This window comes from Streptococcus sp. CL9.43 (assembly GCF_049737935.1).
In the GTDB taxonomy this organism is placed as follows: domain Bacteria; phylum Bacillota; class Bacilli; order Lactobacillales; family Streptococcaceae; genus Streptococcus; species Streptococcus infantis_I.
In genome coordinates this window covers 598503-615681 of sequence record NZ_JBKOTS010000001.1, presented here as the reverse complement: position 1 = coordinate 615681, position 17179 = coordinate 598503, and the positions used below count along the sequence as shown (strand labels likewise).

Here is a 17179-nt window from a genome sequence, read left to right as displayed (position 1 = left end):
ATTTTTATCACGGACTTAAAAAATACATATTAGACAGGAGTGGGCAAGGATGATAAGATAAGATTATCAATGGAGAAGGAAAGGAAATCAGTGATGGCAAGAACAGTTGTTGGAGTTGCAGCAAATCTATGTCCTGTGGACGCAGAAGGAAAAAATATTCATTCATCAGTCTCTTGTAAATTTGCTGAGAGTATTCGTCAGGTTGGCGGACTTCCTTTGGTCATTCCAGTTGGTGATGAGTCGGTGGTCCATGACTATGTAGAAATGATTGATAAACTCATCTTGACTGGGGGACAAAATGTTCATCCTCAGTTTTATGGTGAGGAAAAAACAATTGATAGCGACGACTATAACCTAACTCGCGACGAGTTTGAGCTAGCTCTTCTACAAGAAGCCTTGCGTCAGAACAAGCCAATCTTAGCCATTTGCCGTGGCGTTCAGCTTGTCAACGTTGCCTTTGGTGGGACACTCAATCAGGATATTGAAGGTCATTGGCAAGGTCTACCTTTTGGGACTTCACATTCTATTGAGACAGTGGATGGCAGTGTAGTATCTAAATTGTTTGGTAAAGAAAGTCAGGTTAATTCAGTGCATCGTCAGAGCATTAAAGATCTGGCACCCAATTTCCGTGTGACGGCTGTGGATCCACGTGATCAAACTGTTGAAGCAATCGAATCTATCGACGAACACCGCATTATCGGCTTGCAGTGGCATCCAGAATTCTTGGTCAATGAAGAAGATGGCAACTTAGAATTATTTGAGTATTTATTGAATGAATTATAACGACTAGAATCTTAGTCGTTTTTTTATTCATTATTTACGAATCTTTATAGAATCGTGTTTTTACGCAAACGTTTGAATTGTGATAAAAATTGGAAATTTTTAGTATAAAAACTTGAAAAAATTGTTAGTAAGCGTTATGATAGAAAAGAAGAAATTTTGGAGGAATACTATGTCACATATTAAATTTGATTATTCAAAAGTATTAGACAAATTTGTTGCACCACATGAAGTGGAATACATGCAAGCACAAGTTACAGCAGCAGACGAATTGATCCGTAAAGGAACTGGTGCTGGTAGCGACTTCTTGGGTTGGTTGGACCTTCCTGAAAACTATGACCGCGAAGAATTTGACCGCATCTTGAAAGCTGCTGAGCAAATCAAAGCAGACAGCGATGTTTTGGTGGTTATCGGTATCGGTGGATCTTACCTTGGAGCGAAAGCTGCCATTGACTTCTTGAACCACCACTTTGCAAACTTGCAAACAAAAGAAGAACGTAAAGCACCACAAATCCTTTACGCTGGGAACTCAATCTCATCTACTTACCTTGCTGACTTGGTAGAGTACGTTTCAGATAAAGATTTCTCAGTAAACGTGATTTCTAAATCAGGTACAACAACTGAACCAGCGATTGCTTTCCGTGTCTTCAAAGAACTTTTGGTTAAGAAATACGGACAAGAAGAAGCTAACAAACGTATCTACGCAACAACTGACCGCCAAAAAGGTGCTGTTAAGGTTGAAGCAGATGCTAACGGTTGGGAAACATTTGTTGTTCCAGATGATATCGGTGGACGCTTCTCAGTATTGACAGCAGTTGGATTGCTTCCAATCGCTGCGTCAGGTGCAGACATCAAAGCCCTTATGGAAGGTGCTAACGCAGCTCGTAAAGACTATACTTCAGATAAAATCTCTGAAAACGAAGCTTACCAATATGCAGCTGTTCGTAACATCCTTTACCGTAAAGGTTATGCAACTGAAATCTTGGTAAACTACGAGCCATCCCTTCAATACTTCTCAGAATGGTGGAAACAATTGGCTGGTGAGTCAGAAGGGAAAGACCAAAAAGGGATTTACCCAACTTCAGCTAACTTCTCAACAGACTTGCACTCATTGGGTCAATTTATCCAAGAAGGAACTCGTATCATGTTTGAAACAGTTGTCCGTGTTGACAAACCTCGTAAGAACGTGATCATCCCTACTTTGGAAGAAGACCTTGACGGACTTGGCTACCTTCAAGGGAAAGACGTTGACTTTGTAAACAAAAAAGCAACTGACGGTGTTCTTCTTGCCCACACTGACGGTGACGTACCAAACATGTACGTGACTCTTCCTGAGCAAGATGCCTTCACTCTTGGTTACACGATCTACTTCTTCGAATTGGCCATCGCCCTTTCAGGTTACTTGAATGCCATCAACCCATTTGACCAACCAGGTGTTGAAGCTTACAAACGTAACATGTTTGCCCTTCTTGGTAAACCAGGATTTGAAGAATTGAGCAAAGAACTTAACGCTCGTCTATAATAGAATAAAAAAGAGTGGTTTTACCACTCTTTTTGCTTTTTCTCGAAAAGAGAAATTGGACTCTGGCGAGACTTGTGATATAATATAGAGAGCAAAAAGGCAGACGCCTAGAGACTTTATAGGAGAAGATATGTCAAAAGATATTCGTGTGCGTTACGCACCAAGTCCAACAGGACTATTACACATCGGTAATGCCCGTACAGCATTGTTTAACTATTTGTATGCACGCCACCATGGTGGAACTTTTATCATCCGTATCGAAGATACTGACCGCAAACGTCATGTCGAAGACGGAGAACGTTCACAGCTTGAAAACCTTCGTTGGTTAGGCATGGACTGGGATGAAAGTCCAGAGACTCATGAAAACTACCGCCAGTCTGAGCGTTTGGAACTCTATCAAAAATATATCGACCAACTCTTAGCTGAAGGAAAAGCCTACAAATCTTACGTTACAGAAGAAGAACTAGCAGCAGAACGTGAACGTCAAGAAGCAGCAGGTGAAACACCTCGCTACATTAACGAATACCTTGGTATGAGCCAAGAAGAAAAAGCAGTTTACGTTGCAGAACGTGAAGCAGCGGGGATTATCCCGACGGTTCGTTTGGCAGTGAATGAGTCTGGTATTTACAAGTGGCATGATATGGTTAAAGGCGATATCGAATTTGAAGGTGGCAATATCGGTGGGGACTGGGTTATCCAAAAGAAAGATGGTTACCCAACATACAACTTTGCCGTTGTCATTGATGACCATGATATGCAAATTTCTCACGTCATCCGTGGAGATGACCACATTGCCAATACACCAAAACAACTCATGGTCTATGAAGCGCTTGGTTGGGATGCACCTGAATTTGGTCACATGACCTTGATTATCAACTCTGAAACTGGTAAGAAGTTATCTAAACGTGATACGAACACCCTTCAGTTTATCGAAGATTACCGTAAGAAAGGGTACCTTCCAGAAGCAGTCTTTAACTTCATCGCTCTTCTTGGCTGGAATCCTGGTGGGGAAGATGAAATCTTCTCTCGTCAAGAACTCATTAACCTCTTTGATGAAAACCGTCTCAGCAAGTCTCCAGCAGCCTTCGATCAGAAGAAAATGGACTGGATGAGCAATGAGTACATTAAGAATGCGGATCTTGAGACTATCTTTGAAATGGCAAAACCATTCCTTGAAGAAGCAGGACGTTTGACAGACAAGGCTGAGAAATTGGTGGAACTCTACAAACCACAAATGAAGTCAGTGGACGAAATTGTTCCATTGACAGACCTTTTCTTCTCAGATTTCCCAGAATTGACAGAAGCAGAGAAAGAAGTCATGGCTGGTGAAACCGTTCCGACTGTACTTGAAGCCTTTAAAGCCAAACTCGAAGCCATGTCAGACGATGAGTTTGTGGTAGAAAATATCTTCCCACAAATCAAAGCAGTCCAAAAGGAAACTGGTATCAAAGGGAAAAATCTCTTCATGCCAATCCGTATCGCCGTTTCAGGTGAAATGCATGGTCCTGAATTGCCAGATACCATCTACTTGCTTGGACGTGAAAAATCAATCCAACACATTGAGAAAATGTTGGCAGAAATTGCAAAATAGCATACAAAAAGAGCTCAAATATTGAGTTCTTTTTATATGTATACTTGTTTGAAAATGCAAAGATTTTAGTGTATAATATGAATTGACAGGGCAAGGAAATAAGTTAGTGAGATGGTATTTTTACAGCTAGACTCGGCATAGTCTAACATTATTCCTAATGTTGGTTAGTCTACTTATTTTTTCTTTGCGTTTTGCTGGATAGAAGTAGAAATTCTTTTGTTCATGCAATTACCATCCCTTACAATGACTTTGTTTTCGATCACCAGAGTTTCTCTACAAAGATTTTGGTCCAATTTGTCCAGCTTTTTAGAGAAGTATATCTACTCTTTCTTCTCCAAAAATAGAAAGAAATCGGATTTGTCCTGTTACCTTGCGTTAAGCAAGGTTTTTTTGTGGAATAGTACTGGGAGATTTACGATTTCTTTTTGGAGTGGTATAATATTAACTATCCTGATGAATAGAGGAACTCAAATGAAAGAATTTAACAAATCAATAAAATTAGAGCATGTGGCTTATGATATCCGTGGTCCAGTTTTGGAAGAAGCGATGCGCATGCGCGCAAATGGTGAAAAGATTTTGCGTCTAAATACAGGAAACCCAGCTGAGTTTGGCTTTACGGCTCCAGATGAGGTTATCCACGACTTGATTATGAATGCGCGTGATAGTGAGGGATATTCTGACTCCAAAGGGATTTTCTCAGCTCGCAAGGCCATCATGCAGTATTGTCAACTGAAGAAATTCCCCAATGTGGATATTGATGATATCTACCTTGGAAATGGGGTTAGTGAGCTAATCGTTATGTCTATGCAAGGGCTTTTGGATAATGGCGATGAGGTCTTGGTTCCTATGCCTGACTATCCTCTTTGGACTGCTGCTGTCAGCTTGGCTGGGGGAAATGCCGTTCACTACGTCTGTGATGAAGAAGCGGAATGGTATCCAGACCTAGATGATATCAAGTCTAAGATTAGTTCAAATACCAAGGCCATTGTTTTGATCAATCCGAATAACCCAACGGGGGCTCTCTATCCTAAAGAACTCTTACTAGATATCATCGAGATTGCTCGTCAAAATGACTTGATTATCTTTGCGGATGAAATTTACGACCGTATGGTGATGGATGGCAATGTCCACACACCAGTCGCTAGTTTGGCTCCAGACCTTTTCTGTGTCAGCATGAATGGTTTGTCTAAATCTCACCGTATCGCTGGTTTCCGTGTTGGTTGGATGGTCTTGTCTGGACCTAAACATCATGTAAAGGGCTACATTGAAGGTCTCAACATGCTCTCAAACATGCGTCTCTGTTCGAACGTCCTTGCTCAACAGGTGGTTCAAACGTCACTAGGTGGTCACCAGTCAGTGGATGAGTTGCTTCTTCCTGGTGGTCGTATCTATGAGCAAAGAAACTTTATTTATAATGCCATTCAAGATATCCCTGGTTTATCAGCTGTTAAGCCAAAAGCAGGTCTTTATATCTTCCCTAAAATCGACCGCAATATGTACCGTATCGATGACGATGAACAATTTGTCCTTAATTTCTTGAAACAAGAAAAAGTGCTTTTGGTACATGGACGTGGCTTTAACTGGAAAGAACCAGATCACTTCCGTATCGTTTATCTACCACGTGTCGATGAGTTGGCCCAAATACAGGAAAAGATGACTCGCTTCTTGAAGCAGTATCGTAGATAAGGCTTTCATAGCAAAAAAGCTGGAAACATTTGTCAGAGCTATTGACAAATACGTAAGAATCAGATAGAATAGTAAAGTATGTTTAGTAACTGATCACTTTATAGCCGGCTAAACGAATACAAAATCTATGAGGAGGTATTCATCGTGAAACGTACTTATCAACCAAGTAAACTTCGTCGTGCGCGCAAACACGGATTCCGTAACCGTATGTCAACTAAAAACGGTCGTCGCGTATTGGCAGCTCGTCGTCGTAAAGGACGCAAAGTTTTGGCTGCATAATCCAAACAAATGAAACAAAGAAGTCAGTAGGAACTCGAGCCTACTGATTTTTCTTTTATTTAAAAAGATTGTTTTCTAAAGTTATTGATTGAGAATAAACATTTTAGAAGACGTCTTGAAAAAATCACATATAGAAAAAGCTCAAGATCAGAAGATAATTTCTCTGATTTTGAGCTTTTCTTTATTCTTTCAAATGATAAGAGTAGCTAGCAACGACGACATCTTCGTGCCATCTGAGAGCATATTTTAATTTAAGGCTCATTTGATTGTGGAGGATATTTTGCCAAGGTTTGTTAGGGATAAATTGGGGTACAAGAACTGTAACCGTGTAGTTCTTTTTCTTGGCTTCTTGAGAAATCTTTCGAACATATCGAACTGTAGGTGTGATAATATCGCGATAGCTGGTATTAATGTTTTTAAGAGTAATATTTGGGAAGTAGTCGGCAAATTCTTGGAGGATTTCTTGGTCTTTTTCCTCAGTTTCCTTGGTGGAAATGTGCATAGCCAAAACTTCATCTCCTATGCTTTGAGCGTAATTAATCGCTCCAACACTGACTCGAGTAACATTTCCTACTAAGACAAGGACGACATTGCCATCGTAGCTTTGTTTTTGAATCCCTTCATAAAGTCGAAGTTGCTTGGCCACTTTTTGGTAATGACTGTGGATGGACAGAAATAGGAAGGTTAGGACCAGGATAATTGGGAAGAATGGCCAGATATCTCCAAGTCTGAAGAGGAGTAGAATAAGAACGATAGCGTAACAAATGATGGCACCGAGGATATTTGCAAAGGCAGATTTTAAGAAATGAGAGCCTTTTTCTTTTTTCCAATGGCGAATCATCCCTGTTTGAGAAAGTGCAAAAGGAACGAAAACTCCGATAGTATAGAGAGGAATCAAGCGTTCCGTATTTCCGTTAAAAATGAGCAGAAGAATCATAGCGCCAAAGGCTAGTGTTAAGATACCGTTTGAGTAACCTAGGCGATCTCCCTTCTCCATAAAGAGATGGGGCATGTACTTGTTTTTAGCCATATTGTAAGCCAACATCGGAAAGGCAGAAAAACCAGTATTTGCAGCTACGGCAAGGATGAGAGCTGTTGAAAATTGGAAGAGATAATAAACAACCTGACCGAGAGCTGAATCCCCTAAAATTCCTTTAGCCATTTGTGAGAGGATTGTTTCTCCGTGTTGAGGTGTAATCCCCATCCAGTAGTTTAGGAAAGTAATTCCTGCAAAGAGAAATCCAAGAATCAGAGACATGATGGTCAGTGTCTGAGCTGCGTTCTTTTCTTTAGGGGTCTTGAAAAATGGAACAGCATTTGAGATGGCTTCAACCCCAGTTAATGAAGCTGAACCGCTGGTAAAGGCTCTTAAAATCAGGACAATTGAGAGACTTGGGACAGTTTGACCAATTGCAGAAGTTGCATGATAGCTTAGAGAACCTGTCAATAGTTGGAAGATACCAAACAATAAGAGGAAGACTGTACTAAAGATAAAGAGGTAGACCGGAATCATCAGAGAACTAGCAGATTCCCTCAAGCCTCGCAGATTCAAAAGCATGAGCAAACAGACCAGAAAAATGGAGATGTGGAGGTTGTAAGGATGGAGTGCGGGAAGTGCAGCAGTGATTGCATCCGCACCTGCAGCCACTGATACGGCTACTGTTAGCATATAGTCGACAAGCAGACTTCCCCCAGCAATCAAACCTAACTCAGGAGAGAGGTTTTCTCGAGTAACCATATAGGCACCTCCACCTTGAGGGTAGGCATGGATGATTTGTCTATAAGAAATGGTCAGGCTAGCTAATAGTAAGAGGACAAAAATGCCAATAGGGAGACTCCACCAGATAGCAAGCGGAGAAAGACTAGCCAATACGAGAACGACCTGTTCAGGTCCATAAGCGATAGAAGATAGGGCATCACTTGATAGCATTGCGAGTGCCTGCGTTTTTCCAAGTAGTCCTCCCTCGCCTTCAGTTAAGGATTTAAGGGGACGACCGATAAAGGTATATTTTAGTTTTGTAAACATTTTCTTTCCTTTTCTGAAAATTTCAACAAGAGTTATTATACTGCTATGAAAAAAAGTCGTCAAGAAAAAATGAATGATTTCAAAATATTTTTTCCTATAAGGATGAGGCTAGTTTTTTTGGTATAATAGAAGGTAGAAAAAACGAGGAAATATAAATGATTTTTGATACTCATACCCACTTGAATGTGGAAGAATTTTTGGGACGCGAAGAAGAAGAACTTGCCTTAGCGGCTGAAATGGGCGTAACTCGGATGAATATTGTTGGTTTTGACAAACCGACTATTGAGCGTGCTCTTGAACTAGTGGATAAGTATGGCCAACTCTATGCGACGATTGGCTGGCATCCAACGGAAGCAGGAACCTATACAACGGATGTTGAGAATTACTTGCTAGAAAAACTAAAACATCCAAAAGTTGTTGCCTTGGGCGAGATTGGTTTGGACTACCACTGGATGACGGCATCTAAGGAAGTTCAAGAAAAGGTTTTTCGTCGTCAGATTCAGCTATCTAAGGAATTAGATTTACCTTTTGTGGTTCACACCCGTGATGCGCTCGAAGATACCTATGAAATTATTAAGAGTGAGGGAGTCGGTCCACGTGGTGGGATTATGCACTCCTTTTCAGGTTCTTTGGATTGGGCGGAGAAGTTTGTGGAGCTTGGCATGACCATTTCCTTTTCTGGAGTAGTAACCTTTAAAAAAGCGACTGACATACAGGAGGCAGCTAAAGGTTTACCTTTGGATAAGATTTTGGTAGAGACAGATGCCCCTTATTTAGCCCCAGTACCCAAGCGTGGTCGTGAAAACAAGACAGCTTACACGCGCTATGTAGTAGACTTTATTGCAGACTTGCGTGGTATGACGACAGAAGAATTGGCAGAAGTGACAAGTGCTAATGCAGAAGGCATCTTTGGATTGGAACGTGAATCATGAAAGAGAAAATTTCCCAAGTCATCGTGGTAGAAGGACGCGATGATACGGCCAATCTCAAACGTTATTTTGATGTGGAGACCTATGAGACTCGTGGCTCGGCTATCAATGAACAGGACCTTGAACGAATCCAACGTCTACACCAACGTTATGGGGTGATTGTCTTTACGGATCCTGATTTTAACGGGGAACGCATTCGTCGGATGATTATGACGGCCATTCCGACAGTTCAGCACGCCTTTCTCAAACGTGATGAGGCAGTGCCAAAATCTAAGACCAAGGGACGTTCTCTAGGAATTGAGCATGCTAGCTACGAAGACTTGAGAACAGCGCTGGAACAAGTAACTGAGCAGTTTGAAGTAGAAAGCGACTTTGATATTAGCCGTAGTGACTTGATTCGCCTTGGTTTTCTAGCTGGAGCAGATAGCCGAAAACGCAGAGAATATTTAGGAGAGAATCTTCGCATCGGTTATTCCAATGGGAAACAACTTCTTAAACGTTTAGAGTTATTTGGTATCAGTTTGGCAGAAATTGAAGAGGCCATGAAATATTATGATAATTGAGAAACTCCCCCAAAATGTGGAGGGAATGTGATACAATAGAAGTAATCATATACGGTTTAATCAGGCTTGGTAGCAAGCATTAGAAAAGTGACTCCATAGGAATTGAGTTAAGTGGAGATGATGAGGAAAAGTTATGGGAATCTTTGATTTTTTAAAAAAGACAGAAGCAACAAAACCTACTGAAACAAATGAATCCAATAAGGAAGTAGAAGAGGCGAAAGGCAATGCTTGCGTGGGTGTTCTAGATCTGTTCCCGATGAAGGAAACGAACCAATTATTGATTGTTGGGAGTCTAGAAGGTAGTATCAAGGTTGGAGATCAGTTGCAGTTTTGCAATCCCGACCAAGGAATGGAAAGTCTTGGTACTGTAGAGGTTAAAAAACTCAGCAGTCAAAACAAAGATGCAGATAGTCTAACTGATGAAGTTCTTGCCCATCTAGTGGTTGATAGGAATCCTTCTTTGGATAAATTGAAAAAAGGAAGTGTACTTTATAGCCCAGGTGTGGATGAAGAGACTCGCTTGTCTGCTTATTCAGATGCTCTTTATCGTGCTTTTGTAGCCATCCAAGAGGGTCAGTTAACAAATGAAGACTATTTGGCAGCTAGCCTTGATGACAGTGTAGAGATTTTACGTCTCTTTTTATGGAAATGCCGTCAAAATCAGGAAACTGAAAGTGAAGAAAGCTATCAAGCCAACACTCGCAAGTTGGAACGTCTCGCGGAAATCGTCAAAGACAAGTTGTTAGTAGCAGATTCTATTTATGCAGTTTATTCTGAAAAAACAGGCGAACCTTATCTCTTTTCAACTACTTATGACAGAGGTGAGGAAGGTTATCTGTGTACTGATCCCATGATCATGCTTTTGACCCCATCTTGGTATCGCCAATTCAAGGAAACCATTGATAGTCGACCAAATTCAGTCGTAAAACTGATTGAAAATACGGAAGATAAAAAAGGGATTGAAAATTTCCTAGGGACAGCCTTTTACCTAAATGGTGCCTTGGGAGCAATCTTTAATTCCAAGGAAGTCAGCATCAGTGCCTCTGCCTTGGTTCAAAAACCAGATTTTTCTGATTTACCAGAAATACAAGTGCCTGTCATGAATCCTGACCTGGTAAGATGGATGCTGTTGATGGGGCAACTAGATTATCCGATTACGGAAGAGCAAGAATTACTTTATAAACTCTATTATAAGTTCTTCTCAGAAGCTATGCCTAAAGCAAAATTCCTATTGCCTTTAGATGCAGCTTCGGAATTTAAGGGAGAGAGTCAGGAAGGGAACTCCTTTGTCTTGGAAAAAGATTCCAGTTTTAACATTCCAGTCAAAGAAGGAAAAAATGGCAGAAATTCTGTTCCAGTATTTACTGATTGGAAACGTCTGAGAATGGTCTTTGATGAAAAGTGGAATGGCATGATAGAAGAAGCAGGAGGCATGATTGAAGTTTTTGACTATGCCATTAACCCAACGGAATACTATGAAGCGGGTGCCTATGTTAGCCTAACAGCTTTTAGAGACATGCAAAAGCTTAGTGAGGAACAAGAAGGAAGAGCTCAAGATTAGAAAGTTCTTTAATATTAGAAAAGAGAATAAATGAGAATTGCAGATTATAGCGTGACCAAGGCAGTGCTGGAGCGTCACGGTTTTACCTTTAAAAAATCCTTCGGACAAAATTTCTTGACCGATACCAATATCCTTCAAAAAATTGTGGATACGGCTGAAATTGATGACCAGGTCAATGTCATCGAGATCGGTCCAGGGATTGGTGCTTTGACGGAATTTTTAGCTGAGCGTGCAGCTCAAGTCATGGCCTTTGAGATTGACCACCGTTTGGTGCCAATTCTAGCGGATACTCTGCGTGATTTTGATAATGTGACCGTAGTCAACGAGGACATTCTAAAAGTTGACCTAGCGCAACATATCCAAAATTTTAAAAATCCTGACCTGCCTATTAAGGTAGTAGCCAACTTGCCTTACTATATCACGACGCCTATTCTCATGCACTTGATTGAAAGTGGTATTCCTTTTAGTGAGTTTGTGGTCATGATGCAAAAAGAAGTGGCAGATCGTATCTCTGCTAAGCCAAATACCAAGGCATACGGTAGCTTGTCAATTGCAGTTCAGTATTACATGACGGCCAAGGTTGCCTTTATCGTGCCTCGTACAGTATTTGTGCCAGCGCCCAACGTAGATTCAGCTATCTTAAAAATGGTACGCCGTCCAGAACCTGCTGTAGCAGTAAAAGATGAGAACTTCTTCTTTAAAGTTTCCAAGGCTAGTTTTACTCATCGTCGTAAGACCTTGTGGAACAACTTGACAGGTTACTTTGGGAAGTCTGAAGAAGTCAAGGATAAATTGACCAAGGCTTTGGACCAAGCAGGCTTGTCACCATCTGTACGTGGTGAAGCTCTCAGCTTGGCAGAATTTGCTAGTCTAGCAGATGCGCTTAAAGGACAAGGGCTCTAAGATGCAGGGACAAATCATTAAAGCCTTAGCGGGTTTCTACTATGTGGAAAGTGATGGTCAGGTTTATCAAACACGCGCGCGTGGGAATTTTCGTAAAAAAGGCCACACACCCTATGTTGGAGATTGGGTAGATTTTTCTGCGGAGGAAAATTCTGAAGGTTATATTCTCAAGATTCATGAACGAAAAAATAGTCTGGTTCGTCCACCCATTGTCAATATTGACCAAGCCGTTGTCATTATGTCCGTTAAAGAACCTGACTTTAATAGCAACTTGTTGGATCGTTTTTTGGTTCTTTTAGAGCACAAGGACATTCATCCTATCGTCTATATTTCCAAAATGGACTTACTAGAGGATAGGAGAGAACTGGATTTCTACGAGAAAACCTATCGTGCTATTGGTTACGATTTTGTGACGAGTAAAGAAGAACTTTTACCCTTGTTGACAGACAAAGTGACAGTCTTTATGGGGCAGACAGGTGTTGGGAAGTCAACCCTGCTTAATAAAATTGCTCCTGACCTCAATCTAGAGACGGGAGAAATCTCTGATAGTCTAGGCCGTGGTCGTCATACCACTCGAGCTGTTAGTTTTTACAACCTAAATGGAGGCAAAATCGCAGATACACCAGGTTTTTCGTCGCTAGATTATGAAGTATCAAGTGCTGAAGAGCTGAACCAGGCCTTTCCAGAGATTGCTAGTGTCAGTCGCGACTGTAAGTTCCGTACTTGTACGCATACTCATGAACCATCTTGTGCAGTGAAACCAGCAGTAGAAGAGGGCATCATTGCAAACTTCCGTTTCGACAACTATCTACAATTCCTCAGTGAGATTGAAAATCGCAGAGAAACCTATAAAAAAGTCAGCAAAAAAATTCCAAAATAAGGAGAAACCTATGTCTCAATACAAGATTGCTCCGTCAATTCTGGCAGCAGATTATGCCAACTTTGAACGTGAAATTAAACGCCTTGAAGCAACTGGGGCAGAATACGCCCATATCGATATCATGGATGGTCACTTTGTACCTCAGATCAGCTTTGGTGCAGGTGTAGTCGAAAGTCTTCGACCTCATAGTAAGATGGTCTTTGACTGTCACTTGATGGTCTCTAACCCAGAACATCATTTAGAGGATTTTGCGCGTGCAGGAGCTGACATCATCAGCATCCATGTTGAAGCGACACCTCATATTCATGGCGCTCTTCAAAAGATTCGTTCTCTCGGTGTTAAACCTTCGGTTGTCATTAATCCTGGAACGCCCGTTGAGGCTATCAAGTACGTTCTTTACTTAGTTGATCAAGTTTTGGTCATGACGGTTAACCCTGGTTTTGGTGGTCAAGCCTTTCTACCTGAAACCATGGATAAGATTCGTGAGTTAGTTGCCCTTCGTGAAGAAAAAGGACTGAACTTTGAGATTGAAGTGGATGGCGGGATTGATGATAAAACGATTGCTCAAGCCAAAGAAGCTGGTGCTACAGTCTTTGTAGCAGGATCCTATGTTTTTAAGGGAGATGTCAATGAACGAGTGCAAGCTCTCAGAAATCAACTGGACTAAAGCTGCAGTTTTTGCAGGGGGAGACCGCGGTCACTACCGGACAGATTTTGACTGTTTTGTCGGTGTGGATCGAGGCTCACTCTGGGTATTGGAAGAAGAACTTCCTCTTGCTTTAGCAGTTGGGGATTTTGATTCTGTGACTGTAGAAGAAGGTCAGTTGATTCAAGAACGTGCCCAGCACTTTGTCCAAGCTCAGCCAGAGAAGGATGATACCGATCTGGAACTAGCACTTTTAACGATTTTTGAAAAAAATCCTCAGGCTCAGGTGACCATTTTTGGTGCCCTAGGTGGTCGCATCGATCATATGCTGGCTAATGTCTTTCTACCCAGCAATCCCAAATTGGCGCCCTATATGCGCCAAATAGAGATTGAGGATGGGCAAAACTTGATTAGCTATTGCCCAGAAGGGACCAGTCAACTAGAGCCACGTTCGGACTACGATTATCTGGCCTTTATGCCGGTTCGGGATAGTCAGTTGACTATTATCGGAGCCAAGTATGAACTGACGGAGGCGAATTTTTTCTTTAAGAAAGTTTACGCTTCTAACGAATATATAGATAGGGGAGTTTCGGTGACTTGCCCAGATGGCTATGTGGTTGTACTGCATAGCAAGGACAGGAGATAGGATGGAGATTATATTACTACTGTTACTAATTGCTAACCTAGCCGGCCTCTTTCTTATTTGGCAAAGGCAGGATAGGCAGGAGAAATACCTGACCAAAAGTTTAGAAGACCAGGCAGATAACCTTTCAGATCAGTTAGATTATAGATTTGAGCAAGCCAGACAGTCTAGTCAGCTTGACCAAAAAAATCTTGAAGTGGTTGTTAGCGACCGTTTGCAGGAGGTGCGAATCGAGTTGCACCAAGGTCTGACTCAGGTTCGACAGGAGATGAATGAAAACCTCCTCCAAACCAGAGATAAGACTGACCAAAGACTACAGGCCTTGCAGGAGTCAAATGAGCAACGTTTAGAGCAGATGCGCCAAACGGTCGAGGAAAAGTTAGAAAAGACCTTGCAGACACGCTTGCAAGCGTCTTTCGAGACAGTTTCAAAACAACTGGAATCTGTCAATCGCGGCCTTGGAGAAATGCAGACGGTTGCCCGTGATGTCGGCGCTCTTAATAAGGTCTTATCTGGTACAAAAACTCGAGGAATTCTAGGAGAATTACAACTGGGACAGATTATTGAAGATATCATGACACCTGCCCAGTATGAACGAGAATTTGCAACGGTTGAAAACTCTAGTGAACGTGTGGAATACGCCATCAAGTTACCTGGACAAGGTGACCAGGAATATGTCTATCTACCGATTGATTCTAAGTTTCCACTGGCAGATTATTACCGTCTGGAAGAAGCCTATGAAGCAGGTGATAAGGATGAAATCGAAAGTTGTCGCAAATCCCTCCAAACAAGCGTTAAGCGTTTTGCCAAAGATATCAAGAGCAAGTACATAGCACCGCCAAGGACGACCAATTTTGGAGTTCTGTTTGTTCCGACAGAAGGTCTTTACTCAGAAATCGTTAGAAATCCGATTTTCTTTGATGGTTTGAGACGGGAGGAGCAGATTATCGTTGCGGGACCAAGTACCTTGTCAGCCCTTCTGAACTCCCTATCGGTCGGCTTCAAGACTCTGAATATCCAAAAGAGTGCTGACCATATTAGCCAAACTCTAGCCAACGTCAAAACCGAATTTGGCAAGTTTGGTGGCATTTTGGTTAAAGCGCAAAAACACCTCCAACATGCCACTGGTAATATTGATGAATTGTTAAACCGACGTACTTCAGCTATTGAGCGAACTCTCCGACATATTGAATTGTCAGAAGGTGAGCCTATGCTTGATTTGCTCCAGTTCCAAGAAGATGAGGAAGAATATGAAGATTAGTCACATGAAAAAAGATGAACTGTTCGAAGGCTTTTACCTAATCAAATCAGCCGATCTGAGACAGACGCGTGCTGGGAAAAACTACCTAGCTTTCACCTTCCAAGATGATAGTGGGGAAATCGAAGGAAAGCTCTGGGATGCCCAACCTCATAACGTTGAGGCCTTTACTGTAGGAAAGGTTGTCCACATGCAAGGGCGTCGTGAAGTTTACAACAACACTCCACAGGTAAATCAAATTACCCTTCGCTTACCTCAGCCTGGCGAACCCAATGACCCAGCAGACTTCAAGGTCAAATCACCAGTGGATGTTAAAGAAATCCGTGAGTACATGGCACAGATGATTTTCAAGATTGAAAATCCCATCTGGCAACGAATCGTTCGGGCCCTCTATACCAAATATGATAAAGAATTTTATTCTTATCCAGCTGCAAAAACCAACCACCATGCCTTTGAAACAGGGCTTGCTTATCATACAGCGACTATGGTTCGTTTAGCAGAGGCAATTGCAGATGTCTACCCACAACTCAATAAGAGCTTGCTCTATGCAGGAATTATGCTTCATGACCTGGCTAAGGTTATTGAGTTAACAGGTCCGGATCAGACAGAGTATACAGTGAGAGGGAATCTTATCGGACATATCGCCTTGATTGATAGCGAGATTACCAAAGCGGTTATGGAACTTGGCATTGATGATACTCGAGAAGAAGTGGTGCTTCTGCGCCATGTGATTCTCAGCCACCATGGATTACTCGAGTATGGTAGTCCTGTTCGTCCTCGTGTGATGGAAGCTGAAATTATTCATATGATTGATAATTTGGATGCGAGTATGATGATGATGTCAACAGCTCTGGCTCTTGTTGATGAGGGTGAAATGACCAATAAAGTCTTTGCTATGGACAATCGTTCCTTCTACAAGCCAAAATTAGACTAGAAACTAAAAAAATGAGCTTTATTTAGACAATAAAGTTCGTTTTTTTTGCTTTAGTGTGTTATAATGAGAAAAAGACTAATTAAAAAGAATGGTGAATAACTAATGAAATTAAGAAGAAGTGATCGGATGGTTGTTATTTCCAATTATTTGATTAACAATCCATACAAATTAACCAGTCTCAATACCTTTGCGGAAAAGTATGAATCTGCCAAATCTTCTATTTCAGAAGATATTGTCATTATTAAGCGCGCCTTTGAAGAAATTGAAATCGGCCATATTCAAACGGTGACAGGTGCTGGTGGTGGGGTTATTTTCACACCTTCTATCTCTACCCTTGAATCTAAAACAATCATCCAAGAGCTTCGCGATAAACTTTCAGAGAGCGACCGCATTCTGCCAGGAGGCTACATTTATTTGTCTGATCTCCTTAGCACTCCAGCTATTTTGAAAAATATTGGACGTATTATTGCTAAGAGCTTTATGGACCAAAAGATTGATGCTGTTATGACGGTAGCGACCAAAGGGGTTCCACTTGCAAATGCAGTAGCAAATGTTCTCAACGTACCTTTTGTCATTGTCCGTCGTGACTTGAAAATCACAGAAGGTTCAACTGTGAGTGTTAACTACGTCTCAGGTTCTAGTGACCGTATTGAAAAAATGTTCCTTTCAAAACGTAGCCTTAAAGCAGGAAGTCGTGTCTTGATTGTTGATGACTTCTTGAAAGGCGGAGGAACGATTAACGGTATGATTAGCCTTTTAACAGAGTTTGATTCTGAGCTAGCTGGTGTAGCTGTCTTTGCTGATAATGCGCAGGAAGATCGTGAACAGCAGTTCGACTATAAATCGCTCTTAAAAGTTACCAATATTGATGTGAAGAACCAACAAATTGAAGTTGAAGTTGGGAACATCTTCGAAACAGAAAAATAAGAGAGAATAAGATGCTTAAAGGTTGGAACTTTCGTCCCAGCCTTTCTTTGA

At 41.5% G+C, this 17179-nt stretch carries 16 protein-coding genes; 15 read left to right on the top strand and 1 reads right to left on the bottom strand.

Annotation, left to right across the window (positions count from 1 at the left end; all coding sequences use genetic code 11):
* Window positions 1–93: 93 nt before the first annotated feature.
* The 5 genes from ACLNCS_RS03020 to rpmH all read left to right on the top strand — a co-directional run bounded on the left by ACLNCS_RS03020 (window position 94) and on the right by rpmH (window position 5858).
* Complete coding sequence (locus tag ACLNCS_RS03020; protein ID WP_004251575.1) at window positions 94–783, top strand: gamma-glutamyl-gamma-aminobutyrate hydrolase family protein; 690 nt, start codon at window positions 94–96, stop codon at window positions 781–783.
* 169 nt (window positions 784–952) lie between these two features.
* The gene (locus tag ACLNCS_RS03015; RefSeq protein WP_004251578.1) at window positions 953–2302 is read left to right on the top strand and encodes a glucose-6-phosphate isomerase; all 1350 of its coding nucleotides are present in this window, start codon (window positions 953–955) and stop codon (window positions 2300–2302) included.
* Between the two features lie 130 nt (window positions 2303–2432).
* Entirely contained in the window at window positions 2433–3893 is a 1461-nt protein-coding gene (gene gltX, locus ACLNCS_RS03010) for a glutamate--tRNA ligase (RefSeq protein ID WP_004251581.1), read from the top strand.
* Window positions 3894–4364: 471 nt separating this feature from the next.
* Entirely contained in the window at window positions 4365–5579 is a 1215-nt protein-coding gene (locus tag ACLNCS_RS03005; RefSeq protein WP_004251584.1) for a pyridoxal phosphate-dependent aminotransferase, read from the top strand.
* 144 nt (window positions 5580–5723) lie between these two features.
* Entirely contained in the window at window positions 5724–5858 is a 135-nt protein-coding gene (gene rpmH / locus ACLNCS_RS03000) for a 50S ribosomal protein L34 (protein WP_000831905.1), read from the top strand.
* A gap of 181 nt (window positions 5859–6039) precedes the next feature.
* On the opposite strand, the gene ACLNCS_RS02995 is transcribed toward rpmH, so the two are convergent.
* On the bottom strand, window positions 6040–7884 hold the full coding sequence (locus tag ACLNCS_RS02995; RefSeq protein ID WP_004251587.1) for an APC family permease: 1845 nt from the start codon (window positions 7882–7884) through the stop codon (window positions 6040–6042).
* A 155-nt stretch (window positions 7885–8039) separates the two neighbouring features.
* On the opposite strand from ACLNCS_RS02995, the gene ACLNCS_RS02990 reads away from it, so the two are divergent.
* From ACLNCS_RS02990 to purR, 10 genes are all read left to right on the top strand, one after another.
* Window positions 8040–8816: a TatD family hydrolase gene (locus tag ACLNCS_RS02990; RefSeq protein ID WP_004251591.1), complete on the top strand. Its 777-nt coding sequence runs from the start codon at window positions 8040–8042 to the stop codon at window positions 8814–8816.
* Complete coding sequence (gene rnmV / locus ACLNCS_RS02985; RefSeq protein ID WP_004251592.1) at window positions 8813–9376, top strand: ribonuclease M5; 564 nt, start codon at window positions 8813–8815, stop codon at window positions 9374–9376. The genes ACLNCS_RS02990 and rnmV overlap by 4 nt, the downstream gene beginning before the upstream one ends.
* 133 nt (window positions 9377–9509) lie before the next feature.
* Entirely contained in the window at window positions 9510–10937 is a 1428-nt protein-coding gene (locus ACLNCS_RS02980; protein ID WP_004251595.1) for an SseB family protein, read from the top strand.
* 30 nt (window positions 10938–10967) lie between these two features.
* Window positions 10968–11840: a 16S rRNA (adenine(1518)-N(6)/adenine(1519)-N(6))-dimethyltransferase RsmA gene (gene rsmA / locus ACLNCS_RS02975; RefSeq protein WP_004251598.1), complete on the top strand. Its 873-nt coding sequence runs from the start codon at window positions 10968–10970 to the stop codon at window positions 11838–11840.
* 1 nt (window position 11841) lies between these two features.
* Window positions 11842–12720, top strand: a complete 879-nt coding sequence (rsgA, locus tag ACLNCS_RS02970) for a ribosome small subunit-dependent GTPase A (protein WP_004251602.1) — start codon at window positions 11842–11844, stop codon at window positions 12718–12720.
* Window positions 12721–12730: 10 nt separating this feature from the next.
* The gene (gene rpe / locus ACLNCS_RS02965) at window positions 12731–13387 is read left to right on the top strand and encodes a ribulose-phosphate 3-epimerase (RefSeq protein ID WP_424847136.1); all 657 of its coding nucleotides are present in this window, start codon (window positions 12731–12733) and stop codon (window positions 13385–13387) included.
* Window positions 13350–14012 carry a thiamine diphosphokinase gene (locus ACLNCS_RS02960; RefSeq protein WP_004251607.1) on the top strand — a complete coding sequence of 221 codons (663 nt, stop codon included), beginning with the start codon at window positions 13350–13352 and terminating at the stop codon, window positions 14010–14012. Before rpe ends, ACLNCS_RS02960 begins: the two co-directional genes overlap by 38 nt.
* Window position 14013: 1 nt before the next feature.
* The gene (gene rmuC, locus ACLNCS_RS02955) at window positions 14014–15270 is read left to right on the top strand and encodes a DNA recombination protein RmuC (protein WP_247921925.1); all 1257 of its coding nucleotides are present in this window, start codon (window positions 14014–14016) and stop codon (window positions 15268–15270) included.
* Window positions 15260–16201 (top strand): 3'-5' exoribonuclease YhaM family protein, encoded by a 942-nt coding sequence (locus ACLNCS_RS02950; protein ID WP_004251613.1) that lies wholly within the window; start codon window positions 15260–15262, stop codon window positions 16199–16201. The genes rmuC and ACLNCS_RS02950 overlap by 11 nt, the downstream gene beginning before the upstream one ends.
* Window positions 16202–16303: 102 nt before the next feature.
* Window positions 16304–17128 (top strand): pur operon repressor, encoded by an 825-nt coding sequence (gene purR / locus ACLNCS_RS02945; RefSeq protein ID WP_006147832.1) that lies wholly within the window; start codon window positions 16304–16306, stop codon window positions 17126–17128.
* Window positions 17129–17179: the final 51 nt, after the last annotated feature.